Raw genomic sequence first — 12,940 nt, forward strand, 5'->3', positions numbered from 1 at the left:
ATCGCAAGCCGAACCTGAACCCGTATTTATTCATCAATAGATGAATTTTACTATTAGGCAAGGTTAGCTCAGGCTCTTTGTACTAGTACAAAGTCAGAGCTGGCGCTGTGTATTCGAGCAATTCCACGGATACCGTTTAAGTTCTGACTTTGTACTAGTATGAAAAAAAACGCAGCGAATTAAACCGTCTGCGTTCGTTTGCATGGATCACGGTTGCCCGGAAAGGACAACACAAAGCCCATCTCCTATGGGGGAGACGGGCTAAAGGCCATTTTAATACATTTAATGCACGGTGGACGCGTGATCGACGTTCTCGGATATTTCGCTCAACGCCTGACCGGCCTCGTCTACGAAAACTTCGCGAATCGCCAAGTCGGCAATCGCCACGACGCCGACCAGTTCGCTGCCGCTGACGACCGGCAGGCGGCGAATTTTTTCGCGCGCCATTTTTTTGGCCGCTTCTTCAATCGAGGTTTCCGGCGTAACGGTCGTCACGTTCTTCGAGATGACTTCCTCCACGGCCGTAGACCCCGAATGTTTCTCGGCATAGCCGCGCACGACCAAGTCGCGGTCGGTTACGACGCCGATCAGCTTTTTGCCTTCCACGACGGGAATAAAGCCGATATCGTTTTGCTTCATTTTCAGGGCGATTTCGTAAAGATTGTCTTTGAGCGTGACCGTAACGCAGTCGGTGCTCATAATATCTTTGATTTTCTTCATCGGGCAGCCTCCTCCAAAGTGGAATCCTTGATGAATTGCCTTTTTAGGCTCTCCACTCGCCAAGAAGGCATACCTGATACTTTATTCCACAGGCCCTTGCGCCTTGCGTTCGGATTCCATGTAATCGACGGCCATCGAAGCGAGCAGCGTCGCGGACTGAAGCATTGCCGTTTCATCGATGTCGAATTTCGGATGGTGATGCGGCGAAACGATGCCCGCTTCGGCATTGCCGGCTCCGACGAACATAAAGCAGCCGGGCACCCGGTGCAAATAGTAAGAGAAATCTTCACCGGCCATAATGAGCGGCGATCGGGCGGCACGCTCCGCCCCGAAAACATGTGCAGCCACGCGGAAAAAACGTTCCGCCTCCGCCTCGTCGTTGACGACCGGCGGGTAGCCGGGCTTGTAGTCAAGGATAATCTCGGCTCCGTACATGTGCGCCGTCGCCGCGCAAATTTGCTTCATCCGGTCGACGATACCGTCCCGAATGGCCGTATCGAACGAACGCACGGTGCCGTTCAAACGGCACGTCTCGGCGATGACGTTGAAGCTGCTGCCCGCCTGAATACTGCCGATCGAGACGACGGACGGCGCTACCGGATCGGTACTGCGGCTGACAATCGTCTGCAGGCTGACGATCAGCTGGGCGGCCACCATGATACTGTCGACCGTCTCATGGGGAAGCCCTCCGTGTCCGCCTTTTCCTTTAATTTCGATCGTAAATTCGTCCGCTGCGGCCATTACCGGCCCGGGAGCCGAATACACCGTACCGGCCGGAAAGGGCGTCCACAGATGAACCCCGTATACCGCGTCCACGCCATCGAGCGCGCCTTCCCGAATCATCGGAGCGGCCCCCCCGGGGCTGACCTCCTCGGCCGGCTGGAACAGCAGCTTGACGCTACCCTTCAGTTCCTCCCGATTGTCGGCGAACAGCTTCGCCACGGCCAGCAGCGCCGCCGTATGCGCATCGTGACCGCAGGCGTGCATCACGCCGGGGACGGTCGAGGCATATTCGCTCGTTTTCTCGTCCTGTATGGGCAGCGCGTCCATATCCGCCCGCAGCGCCACCGTCGGCCCGTCGGCCGTTCCTCGCACATGACCTACCACTCCGTAGCCGCCGACGCCCGTTCGCACGTCGATCCCCCACTGCCGGAGCTGATCCGCGACGAAGCCGGACGTGCGTTTCTCCTCGTAAGACAGCTCGGGATTCCGGTGCAAGTGACGCCGCCACGCCACCATATCGGGAAACATCGTCTGCAGTCTATGCGCTATGCCGTTCATCGTGCGTCCCCCTGCCATTTTGGTGTTCTGATCTATTATTGTATCAAAACGGCGCCGCCGTTTCATCCAACCGCCGCGAATTCGCCATCAAATTTTAATACTTCGGTTTCTGATAGACTTGCACACGCAGGGGAAACATACTATCATGAATAAAGGATTGCGCGTTTACCGGAAATGACTTATTTACTGAACGCTTCGAGGAGGTTTCCTATCGTGATTATTGAAAATGCGGGACTTAAAGGATTGAAGAGCGATCTGGCTCATTTGGACAGCACCTCGACCAAGCTGGGCTTCGTCCGGTGGCAATGGGAATATTACCGGGCTACATACGATCTGAAGCTGGAGAATCAAGCTACCAATTCCGAATACTTCCTACGCTTCAACGCTCGGGCCGTGGAAGGCAAGCTGGAATCGCCTTATGCCATTTTGGCGCTGGAGGATGCCTATATCGGACGGGGCACGTTCCCGCACGGTCTTGACTACGAATCTCCGATTCCCGATCAGATTTTGAAGGTCGCCACACAAAAACTGGCCGATTTGAAAAAGCAACTGAGCGAATAAACGTGAAGGCGGAATCGTTATGAACGCACCCCGCAGGGGTACACCTGATTTCATGCTGCTGCTGCTTACGTTTCTGCTCGTCGGCTTCGGGCTGGTCATGGTGTTCAGCGCCAGCTCCGTTATCGCGTTGGCCCGAGAAAAATTCAACAACGATCCGCTATATTTCGTCAAAAAACAAGCCATCTTTGCCGTTGCCGGCACGGTTGGCATGTTTTTTCTTATGAACATCCCGGTCGGCAAGCTTAAACCGCTGCTTCGTCCCGCCTTTCTTCTCGTCTTGGTGCTACTGGTTCTCGTTCCTTTTTTCGGCAACGAGTTGAACGGCGCAAGAAGCTGGTTTAACCTGGGCCCGTTCGGGCTGCAGCCATCGGAGTTTGCAAAGGTCGCCGTTATTCTGTACTTGGCCTTGCTGATCAGCAAAAAAGGAGAACGGTTTCGGGATCTGAAGAAGGGGCTGCTCCCGGCCGTCATCATCGTCGGGTTCATAGCCGGGTTGATTATGCTGCAGCCGGATTTCGGCACGACGATGATCCTTATCTTGGCTTCATCGCTTGTAATCGTTGTCGGCGGGGCCAACCTAAAGCACATTTTTTTGGCCGTCGGTTCGATCGGCGTTATCGCCTCGCTCGTATTGACGATTTACGTCCTGTCCTCGGACTCCCTTGGTTACCGGATGGACCGGATCGCCTGCTACATGAATCCGTGGTTTGACCCTCAAGGGGTATGCTACCAGGTCGTGCAGTCGCTTTATGCTTTCGGGCACGGGGAATTGACCGGAGCGGGATTTGGACAAAGCATCCAGAAAATGCATTATTTGCCGGAGGCGCATAACGACTTTATCTTTGCCATCATCGGCGAAGAATTCGGTTTTTTGGGCACGCTGCTGTTTCTGCTCTGTTATCTAATCTTCATATGGCGCGGGATTATCGTTTCTCTACGCTGCCCCGACTCGTTCGGCAGTTTGGCCGGGACAGGGATTATCGGGCTGATCGGCATCCAGGCGCTGATCAATATGGGCGGGGTATCAGGAACGATTCCGATGACCGGCGTCACGCTGCCTTTCATTAGCTACGGAGGCTCTTCCCTGCTTGTGACGATGTGCAGTCTTGGCATTTTGCTCAGCATCTCCCGGGAAAACAACAAAGTCGAGAAGGAACCGCGCGAGCAAAAAGAACGCAAACAGCAACGTTATTCGCGGTAGCAGGAGGCGGCTTTCATCCATGACAATGACCATTCGCGCAGCGGAACGGGACGATCTCCCCCGTCTGCTCGACATTTATAACGAGGCCATCCTTCACAGCGCGGCCACCTTCGATCTCGTTCCGCAATCGCTGGACGAACGCGAGCCATGGTTCCGGCAATTCGGAGAGCGCTACCCGATTATAGTCGCCGTGCAGGAAGACGGTTCCATAGCCGGCTACTGCTGCCTGACCCCGTTCCGGGCCAAAGCGGCTTACGACCGCACGGCCGAGCTGTCGGTCTATCTGGACAAGTCTTGCCGCGGCCAAGGCATCGGCACGGCGCTACTCAGGCATATTATCGATATCGCCCGCCAACGGCGTTTCCATGTTATCATCGCGGCCATCACCGGCGGAAACGAAACGAGCATCGCCCTGCATCGCAAATTCGGTTTCGAGCCTGCTGGCATTTTCCGCGAAGTCGGTTTTAAATTCGACGCTTGGCAAGATGTGCACTTTTTGCAGCTTCTTTTACATGACAGTCAGAACGAGAACCTCTAATCGAAGAGGTTTTTCTTTTTTTCAACAAAATTTAACATCTTTCAACAATTTCCACCTCTTTACAAGCAAGTCGGGCTGTTTCATGATAAAGAAGAGTCGTATCGGAGGGAGCGTGGAACCATTGTCCAAGAAGATATTGATTATTGCCGGAGATGCCGTCGAAGCGTTGGAAATTTATTATCCGTTTTACCGCGTGCTGGAGGAAGGGTATGAAGCCGTCATCGCCTCGCCGACGAAAAAGGTGCTGCGGACCGTCGTTCACGATTTCGAAGGCTGGGACACCTATACGGAAAAGCCCGGCTACCAGTTGGAGTCGCACTTGTCCTTTGCCGATGTGAATCCCGCGGAGTACGACGCCCTTCTGATTCCCGGCGGCCGCGCTCCGGAATATATTCGTCTGGACAAGCACGTTCCCGACATTGTCAGCCATTTTTTCGAGACGAACAAGCCGGTCGGCGCCATCTGTCACGCCGCTCTCGTGCTCAGCGTCATCGACCGCCGCTATTTCGAAGGCCGCACGATGACCGCCTATACGGCCTGCAAGCCGGACGTTCACAACCTGGGAGCCTCCTACGCCCCGGATACGCTCTGCGTGGACGGCAATCTTGTCTCGGGCCATGCTTGGCCGGACCTGCCCGGCTTTATGCGCGAGTTTTTCAAGCTAGTGAAAGCCTAACCTTACCGGACTGCCGGACACAGACTGGGAGGACTCCCGATGATTGTTGTGAAAGCGATTGGCATACTCGTCCTTTCCTTCCTGCCGGCGTACGTTTACTACAAAAACCGGCTGTGGAAAAAAGGCAGAACGTTCGACAGCTTCTAAATCTAAAGTAACGCGTGCGAAGGCACAAAAAAAAGCGGCGCCCCAACGACGCCGCTTTCCTCATTTGATCCGAAGCGCAACCTCTTCCGGCTCCTCTTCTTTAAAGGCGACGCCTTCCACCTTCACGTTCACCTCGACCACATGGAGACCCGTCATATTTTCTACCGCTTCCTTGACATTCTCCTGCAAGTGGCGGCATACTTCCTGTACCTTCGAGCCGTAATGGACGATTACGCGGAGGTCGATTGCCGCTTCGAGCTGCCCGACTTCGACAGACACGCCCTTTTGCACATTTTTGCCGCTAAGCCGTTTGGCGAGCCCTTCCGAAATGCCCCCCGACATGGCGGCAATCCCCGGTGTTTCAAGCGCGGCCAGTCCAGCGATCGTAGCTACGACGTCATCGGAAATGCGGATCATTCCCGTTTGATTGTCAACGGACATTTGTCTCACTCCTCGTATACGGATATTTCCATTGTACCTTGTTCCAAGGCTTGTACGCAACCTTACGGGCGGCTGTTCTCAAAGCTATTCCTCGTTTGAATATCGATGCAGACGTGCAGCCCGAATGTCTTGCCTATTTCGTGAAGAAGGGTCAGAAATAATCCGAAAAATACGGCTCCTGCCGCTGGATCAGTCGCTCCAGCAGATGGACGGAGGACTCCTCCGCATGCAGCCGTCCGATCCGCTGCAGGTAGGTGGGCCGCTTGTAGCCCATCAGCATCGTCGTGAACGTCTGGATGTCCAGCTCGGCCTCAGGGGTTCCCCCGCCTTTGCCAAGCTGGCCTTCCCCCTGCCGATTCACGGTCAACGTGAATGTCCCCTGGTTCCACTCCAGCATCGGATCGTGCAAGGCCAAGGTCAGGCGGATGTCCGACTCCTGACTTTGAAAAGGATACTGCTTCACAAACAGGTGGATATCCACAATCCGCGCCATATAATAAGGAGCGATCGTTTCCTTAATCTCACCATCATCAAGCAAGAATGAAAGCGGCTCGTCGGTATACGTATATCCTTTCACACTCGTGATCATGGAGAAATGGGCGCTGATGAAATTCCACAATCCATCCCGTGCCTCCTGATTGATAAAGATCATCTCTTTTAAGTGGAACACTTCCTCCTCAATCCAATACAACAGATAACCGGTCGGCTCATTGCGGCTGTCATAGTAAATCCCTGCTGTCATATCTTCCAGATCCCAGCGCAAATACTCTTCCCATGCCAGCTCGCTGCGCAACATGGCCCCATGGGTCTGCCGGGCAAATCGGTCATATACCCGCTTGATGTCCGGATGCTGAATCGTCACCCGCTCGATATTGCCGGGAACATGCCTGAGCTTGGGCAATTGCGTATCCTTCAATTGGAAGGAAATTTTATCGGAAATAAATTCCCAGCCCTTGCTTCGGTAATAAGGAATGGAAAATGGATACAGGTAGGAAATCGACTGATTGCGCTCCCGCATATTCGCAAGTGCCTGACGCATCAGCTTATTCATCAACCCCAGATTCGAGTATTCGGGATAGGTGCCGACTCCCGTCAGTCCCCCCATCTCGTAAGCCTTGCCGAAAATATTCACCTGAAACGGATAAACGGCTAACTGCGAGACCAGTTGGTCCCCGTTAAACCAGCCCAGTACATCGGCTTGCTCCAACACCGGCAGCTTGGCCTGTGCAATTTCCCCTTCCTCCCAGCCCACCGATTGCAGATCATGTCTGGTGATATTGAACACATAGCGCAGCAAGTCATTGAATTGCTCGCCGTGTTTCGGCTCGACGGCCTTCATTTTTAGTTTCTCCAACAGCTTCTCACGGCTCATGAGAGCGTACCTCCTTAAATCTCTTGCGGCCGATCCGCCTGCTTGCAGACGCTACCAAGCAGGCCTCAGGCTTTCTTGGTCTTCTTATAGTTAATTTCATTATAGTCAAGCCGCGGACAAATCGAAAGCCGCCCTTCTCCAAACGATGCGCCGACTCTACAGGAGAATCGGTTTCGATCTTGTTCATTTCTGCTTTGCAAGTGCAAATTTTTCCTTTATATTAGAATAGGATTTGGAACTTACAGGAACACTTGTACATATCGAAGGAGCGTGTACGATGAAACAAAAGCTGTTTTACGCCATCCTGATTGCCAGTTTTGCGCTCAGCGCCATCGCCCATTACAGCGGCATGTCGGGCACTTTGCAATTCGTTCTGTGCTGTATTGCCGTCATTTTCGCAGCGGGGTTCATGGGCAAGGCTACGGAGAGTGTAGCCCATTACGCGGGACAGCGCATGGGCGGCTTCCTGAATGCCACGTTCGGCAACGCAGCAGAGCTCATTATTGCCATTTTTCTGGTGAAAGACGGCTTGCACGATATGGTAAAAGCCAGCATCACGGGCTCGATCATCGGCAATATGCTGCTTGTCCTCGGCTTGAGCGTATTGTTCGGGGGATTGAAATTCAAGGTGCAGAACTTCAATGTGCGGCTGGCCGGCTACAACGCTTCCATGATGCTGCTCGCCGTTGTGGCGCTGTTCATTCCGGCCCTGTTCGCCAGAAGCTTCACGACGCATGAGACGAATACGTTCAGCGTGCTCGTCGCGGTCATCTTGATCGTCGCCTATGCGTTGTGGCTGCTGTTCTCGATGATCACCCACAAGGACGAGCTGAGCGACACTTCTACGGAAGAGGATGCGCATCATATTACGTGGAGCAAAGGGAAGTCGATCGCCTTTCTGCTGCTCGCCACCGTTATGGTCGCTTTCATCAGCGAATGGCTCGTCGGCACGCTGGAGGAATTTACGCACAAGTTCGGGTTGACCGAGCTGTTCGTCGGGGCGTTCTTGATCGCTATTATCGGCAACGCCGCCGAGCACAGCGCCGCGATCTTCCTGGCCATGAAGAACAAGATCGGCGCCGCCGTCGAGATCGCCATCGGCAGCAGCCTGCAGATCGCCCTTTTCGTCGCTCCCGTTCTTGTACTGATCAGCTATTTTATGGGCAACACGATGGACATTGTCTTCACGACGTACGAGCTGGCGGCGATCGGCGTATCGGCAGTCATCGCCAAGTCGATCTCCCAGGACGGCTCCACGAACTGGTTCGAAGGCGTTCTGCTGCTCGTCGTCTACGTCATCCTGGGCATCGCCTTTTTCCTGGTGTAGGGCTCGAAGTGAAAACGCAGTTAGGACCGGAGAACTCTCCGGTCCTTGTTATGTCTGCGGCTGTCCCGGCCGGACAACAAAAAAAACGAGCGGCTCGCCGGGAGCTACTCGTTTCTGCTTTTGGCCAATGCTTCGTACAACTGGGCGAGCTTCCGTTCCAGTTCGCTCAAGATGTTCTTGCCGGCAACCTCATCCAGAAGGCCCGCTCGCGTAGCGAAGTCGATCTCCCTGGACAATCCGTACATCTGTGTATCCAATACCTCTTCGTAAAGAGGGCATCTGCGATTCGTTAAAGTTTCCATCTGAATTTGAATCAGCTTCTCGATGTTGTCCGCATCTTCTTGAAGCAGCGTCAACGCTTTCTGATGCAAACCGACCATGACGTCCGATGAAGACATACCGTTTCCCCCTTCGCACAAGCTCATCCAATCTCTATATGCTTATGATAGACGAAAACGGACGATTACACAAGCGATATGAAGTTTTGCCACCGATTTTTCAGATTGAATCGGCCGCCGGCAATCGCTACAATAAGAAACGAACCCACCACTAATCTTGAGGAGCTCAAGGATGAACGCGGATACGAACCCTTTCAACCGAAGCTTCGATCATATGGAAGCTTTGGCCGACGCGATCGGCGAGGCGCTCCAAGCACCGGTCACGATCGAAGACGCCAACCATCGCCTTCTCGCCTACAGCAAGCATGATCCTCATACGGATGCAGCCCGCATCGCCACGATTATCGGAAGACGGGTGCCGGAAAATGTAATCGGCAGCTTATGGAACGACGGCGTCATTCCGCGCTTGATGGAAACGGATGAACCGATTCGGGTCAAGTCCATCGACGAAGTCGGCTTGGGCGACCGGGTAGCTATCGCGATCCGCAAGGATCAGCAGGTGCTCGGCTACATATGGGCGCTGGAAGTGAGCCGCCCCTTGGACGAGGACGCCCTTCGCTTGCTGAAGCTGGCCGCAGGCGCCGCCAAAATCAAGCTGCTGCGCCTGCAGACGCAGCGAAGCAAGGAAGACGAAGAGCGCCGCGACCTGTTCTGGGAGCTGCTGACCGGCAGGCATCCGACGGCTTTGCAAGCAAGCGCTCGCGCAAAATCGCTTGGCATCCCCCTTCCCGACAGCTTCTGCGTCATCGTCTTTCAATTCCGTACCGATGTCAACGATACGCTGCACCGGCAGGTGCATTACATGATCACAACTACGCAGCGGGTTCGGCCGGTTTTTCACGCCATCTCCGGCAGCCGGCTGATCGTGCTGGCTTCTTGCGCCAATCCGTCACGGCTGGCGGCCAATGCGTCCGACTTCGTGACGTCGTTTTTCCAGCAAATTCACGACCGGTTCGGCAGCTCCCCGCTGGAGGCCGGCATCGGCGCCGTCCACGACGAGATTACGGCTGTCGAGCAGAGCTACCGGGAAGCGTTGACCGTGCTGCAGATCAAAGCCCAGTTTCCGTCGCAAACGGGCTCGATCGTCCATTACCACGAGCTCGGCTACTATCGCTATCTCCCCTACTTTTTGGAGCAAAAGCGGCTGCACCGTTACGAGAACCCGGCGCTCAAGCGTCTGAGGGCTTACGACCGCGAGCATAATGCCAACCTGCTGGAGACGCTGGAGCTGTTTTTGGCGTGCGGGAGCAACGCCAAGGAAGCCGCCGAAGCGCTGCACGTCCATACGAACACGCTGTCCTACCGGCTGAAGCGCATAGCCGAGATCGGCGGCATCGACTTTGCCAATATGGATCAGAAAATAACGCTATTTCTCGATATGAAGACGGACAAATGGAGCGATGCCGAGCCTTTGTGATTTTACACAAGGACAACCCGTTTTTTTCTCGCTCCGGGACGAAGCGCGACGGCCTGTTCGCACGTATACTTGAATCGATAACACGTGCGGGGGGCTGGATACGATGAGAATCGGAATTCCTAAGGAAATTAAAAACAATGAAAACCGGGTGGCGATTACGCCGGCCGGCGTGATGGCTTTCGCCAAGGCGGGCCACGAAGTCCGCGTAGAAACCCAAGCGGGTATGGGCAGCGGCTTCCGCGACGAAGATTACATCGCAGCCGGAGCATTGATTTGCGCTGATGCGGCCGAAGTATGGGACCGCTCCGATATGGTCATGAAAGTAAAAGAACCGCTTGCCGCGGAATACCGGCATTTCCGGGAAGAACTTATCCTCTTTACGTATTTGCATCTCGCGGCCGAGCCGGAGCTCGCGAAAGCGTTGACATCGCAGGGCGTCACTTCCATTGCTTATGAAACGGTCCAGGTCGACCGCTCGCTGCCTCTGCTCACTCCGATGAGCGAAGTGGCGGGACGCATGGCCGCACAGATCGGCGCGCAATTTCTGGAACGTCCGAAGGGCGGCAAAGGCATCCTGCTCGGCGGCGTACCGGGGGTCAAACGCGGCAAGGTGACGATTATCGGCGGGGGCGTCGTCGGCACGAATGCGGCCAAGATCGCCATCGGTCTGGGAGCCGACGTCACGATTATCGATATGAACGCCGATCGGCTGCGCCAGCTGGAAGATATTTTCGGAACGAGCCTGCATACCTTGATGTCCAATCCTCTCCATATCGCCGAGGCGGTCGCCGAATCGGATCTCGTTATCGGAGCGGTACTGATTCCCGGGGCGAAGGCGCCCAAGCTGGTCACCGAAAGCATGGTCCGTTCGATGACGCCGGGCTCCGTGCTGATCGACGTCGCCATCGACCAAGGCGGTATATTCGAAACGGTCGACCGGCTGACGACGCACGACAATCCGACGTACGAGAAATTCGGCGTCGTCCATTACGCCGTAGCCAACATGCCGGGAGCCGTACCGCGCACCTCCACCATGGCTCTGACTAACGCTACGCTGCCCTACGCGCTCGATATTGCCAAGCATGGCGTCGAAGTATTCGCGCACAACAAAGCGCTTCTCGGCGGCGTCAACACGATGAGGGGAGCCGTCACGCATCCTGCTGTCGCCCGCGATCTCGGCCTGCCGTACACGCCGCCCGAGCAGGCGCTTCAAGCCGCGCCGCTGCAAAGCGCGTCGCCGGTCCGCTCTTAACGCTCCACAAGCCAAAAGGCTGCCCCGGATCTATTCCGGAAGCAGCCTTTTTTTCGTGCTATGCGCGGGATGCCGGTCGGCGCTCGCGCATGCCCTCTTATTCGTTTACTACGCTTACCTTCAGGTTGTGCTTCTCGAATACCGCTACCATCGCCTTCGTCGCTTCCTCGGCGTCGGGACCGTGAACGTGCAAATCGTAAGTTCCCGCGTCAAGAAGCGTCGTAAACAGGCCAAGGATGCTCTTGACATCGATGAACTTGTTCTCGTACTGGAGAACGATGGAAGATCTGAACTTGTTGGCCGTTTGCGAAACCTCTACAATTGCCGCGTTGCTTGCGCTGGTCATGACACAATCCCTCCATAATGAAGCGGCACGAGTCCGGCTTCGGTTATAATCGTCTTGCTATGATTCTATATTAGCTTGGAACAAGTATTCGTGCAATAATCAATTTACCTGAAATTAATACGCCCTGTGCAGAGAGCCCCACGCTACTTCAGATGCTCCGGATTCAGCCCTTCCAGCTCCGGGATGACGAAACGACCGTCCTTGCGAATCAGAACGTCGTCGAAATACACCTCGCCGCCGCCGTATTCCGGCCGCTGAATGAGCACCAGGTCCCAATGCACCGAGGAGCGGTTGCCGTTGTCGCACTCTTCGTACGCCTGCCCCGGCGTAAAGTGCAGACTGCCGTCGATTTTCTCGTCGAATAACGTATCTTTCATCGGATGCAAAATATGCGGATTGAAGCCAAGGCTGAATTCTCCGATATAGCGAGCTCCCTCGTCGGTGTCGAGAATCTCGTTGAGCCGTTTCGTATCGTTGGCCGTCGCTTCGACGATTTTGCCGTTCTCGAAACGGAAGCGGATATTTTCAAAGGTGATGCCGGAGTTGACGCTTGGCGTATTGTACGTCAGCACGCCGTTAACGGACTCCCTTACCGGACAGGAGAATACTTCTCCATCGGGAATATTGCGGTGACCGGCGCATTTTTTGGCTCCGATGCCCTTGATCGAGAACGACAGGTCCGTACCCGGGCTGACGATGCGTACCCGGTCGGTGCGGGTCATCAGATCGGCGAGCGGGTCCATCGCCTTGTCCATTTTGGCATAATCGAGGTTGCATACGTCAAAGTAAAAATCTTCGAACGCCCGCGTGCTCATATTGGCAAGCTGTGCCATGGACGGATTCGGATATCGCAGCACGACCCACTTCGTTTTCTTGACCCGGCGCTCCAGGTGGATGGGCTTGTAATAAATGCTTTTGTACAAATCGTGCTTGTCGCTCGGAACGTCGGACAGCTCGTTGACGTTCTCGCCCGAACGGACCGCTATGTACCCGTCCATCTGCTCCATGCGCCGCAAATCCATTTCCGCCCAATGCTCCAGCTGCTCCTTCGTCATCGATTGCAGCAGGGAGCTAAGCACGGCGCGATCCTCATATATAACGTACGGAAAGCCGCCTCTGGCATGCACCTGTTCCACCAGGCAGCGGACGATCTCCCTCTCGGAGCCGATCATTTCGATCAGCACCTTCTCACCCGGCTTGACGTCGATGGAATAGTTCACCAGATTGGCGGCCAGCGTTTGCAGCCTTGCATCTCTCATAAGG

General features: G+C 55.0%; 14 protein-coding genes. 7 read left to right on the plus strand and 7 right to left on the minus strand.

Translation table 11 applies throughout. The annotated features are described in order from the left end of the window. Positions 1 to 282 precede the first annotated feature (282 nt). Positions 283 to 720 (minus strand): CBS domain-containing protein, encoded by a 438-nt coding sequence (locus ABD796_RS18165; protein WP_344910114.1) that lies wholly within the window; start codon positions 718 to 720, stop codon positions 283 to 285. A gap of 81 nt (positions 721 to 801) precedes the next feature. Further along, the gene (locus ABD796_RS18170) at positions 802 to 2,001 is read right to left on the minus strand and encodes an amidohydrolase (protein ID WP_344910116.1); all 1,200 of its coding nucleotides are present in this window, start codon (positions 1,999 to 2,001) and stop codon (positions 802 to 804) included. A gap of 213 nt (positions 2,002 to 2,214) precedes the next feature. On the opposite strand from ABD796_RS18170, the gene ABD796_RS18175 reads away from it, so the two are divergent. From ABD796_RS18175 to ABD796_RS18190, 4 genes are all read left to right on the plus strand, one after another. Beyond that, positions 2,215 to 2,562, plus strand: a complete 348-nt coding sequence (locus ABD796_RS18175) for a YugN family protein (protein WP_344910118.1) — start codon at positions 2,215 to 2,217, stop codon at positions 2,560 to 2,562. Positions 2,563 to 2,581: 19 nt separating this feature from the next. Further along, the gene (ftsW, locus tag ABD796_RS18180) at positions 2,582 to 3,763 is read left to right on the plus strand and encodes a putative lipid II flippase FtsW (RefSeq protein ID WP_344910120.1); all 1,182 of its coding nucleotides are present in this window, start codon (positions 2,582 to 2,584) and stop codon (positions 3,761 to 3,763) included. Between the two features lie 19 nt (positions 3,764 to 3,782). Beyond that, complete coding sequence (locus ABD796_RS18185; RefSeq protein ID WP_344910122.1) at positions 3,783 to 4,301, plus strand: GNAT family N-acetyltransferase; 519 nt, start codon at positions 3,783 to 3,785, stop codon at positions 4,299 to 4,301. A 121-nt stretch (positions 4,302 to 4,422) separates the two neighbouring features. Further along, positions 4,423 to 4,977 (plus strand): DJ-1/PfpI family protein, encoded by a 555-nt coding sequence (locus tag ABD796_RS18190; RefSeq protein WP_344910124.1) that lies wholly within the window; start codon positions 4,423 to 4,425, stop codon positions 4,975 to 4,977. Positions 4,978 to 5,184: 207 nt separating this feature from the next. Here the strand turns inward: ABD796_RS18190 and ABD796_RS18195 are convergent, their stop codons facing one another. Continuing rightward, a complete protein-coding gene (locus tag ABD796_RS18195) occupies positions 5,185 to 5,565 on the minus strand; it encodes an Asp23/Gls24 family envelope stress response protein (RefSeq protein WP_344910126.1) in 381 nt (126 codons plus the stop codon). Positions 5,566 to 5,716: 151 nt separating this feature from the next. After that, positions 5,717 to 6,937 carry a GNAT family N-acetyltransferase gene (locus ABD796_RS18200; RefSeq protein ID WP_344910128.1) on the minus strand — a complete coding sequence of 407 codons (1,221 nt, stop codon included), beginning with the start codon at positions 6,935 to 6,937 and terminating at the stop codon, positions 5,717 to 5,719. A gap of 277 nt (positions 6,938 to 7,214) precedes the next feature. Here ABD796_RS18200 and cax point away from each other — a divergent pair, with 277 nt between their 5' ends. Next, positions 7,215 to 8,264: a calcium/proton exchanger gene (gene cax / locus ABD796_RS18205; RefSeq protein WP_344910130.1), complete on the plus strand. Its 1,050-nt coding sequence runs from the start codon at positions 7,215 to 7,217 to the stop codon at positions 8,262 to 8,264. Between the two features lie 104 nt (positions 8,265 to 8,368). On the opposite strand, the gene ABD796_RS18210 is transcribed toward cax, so the two are convergent. Further along, complete coding sequence (locus ABD796_RS18210; RefSeq protein ID WP_344910132.1) at positions 8,369 to 8,662, minus strand: Fpa/YlaN family protein; 294 nt, start codon at positions 8,660 to 8,662, stop codon at positions 8,369 to 8,371. Between the two features lie 172 nt (positions 8,663 to 8,834). On the opposite strand from ABD796_RS18210, the gene ABD796_RS18215 reads away from it, so the two are divergent. Together ABD796_RS18215 and ald are read left to right on the plus strand one after the other, a co-directional pair. Beyond that, complete coding sequence (locus tag ABD796_RS18215; RefSeq protein WP_344910134.1) at positions 8,835 to 10,079, plus strand: PucR family transcriptional regulator; 1,245 nt, start codon at positions 8,835 to 8,837, stop codon at positions 10,077 to 10,079. A gap of 103 nt (positions 10,080 to 10,182) precedes the next feature. Further along, positions 10,183 to 11,331 carry an alanine dehydrogenase gene (gene ald, locus ABD796_RS18220; protein WP_344910136.1) on the plus strand — a complete coding sequence of 383 codons (1,149 nt, stop codon included), beginning with the start codon at positions 10,183 to 10,185 and terminating at the stop codon, positions 11,329 to 11,331. Positions 11,332 to 11,428: 97 nt separating this feature from the next. On the opposite strand, the gene ABD796_RS18225 is transcribed toward ald, so the two are convergent. Both ABD796_RS18225 and ABD796_RS18230 read right to left on the minus strand, forming a co-directional pair. After that, positions 11,429 to 11,677: an HPr family phosphocarrier protein gene (locus tag ABD796_RS18225; protein ID WP_344910138.1), complete on the minus strand. Its 249-nt coding sequence runs from the start codon at positions 11,675 to 11,677 to the stop codon at positions 11,429 to 11,431. Positions 11,678 to 11,820: 143 nt separating this feature from the next. Next, the gene (locus ABD796_RS18230) at positions 11,821 to 12,936 is read right to left on the minus strand and encodes an aminopeptidase (RefSeq protein WP_344910140.1); all 1,116 of its coding nucleotides are present in this window, start codon (positions 12,934 to 12,936) and stop codon (positions 11,821 to 11,823) included. Positions 12,937 to 12,940 lie beyond the last annotated feature (4 nt).

It is taken from the genome of Paenibacillus hodogayensis, from assembly GCF_039536325.1.
In the GTDB taxonomy this organism is placed as follows: Bacteria; Bacillota; Bacilli; order Paenibacillales; family NBRC-103111; genus Paenibacillus_AB; species Paenibacillus_AB hodogayensis.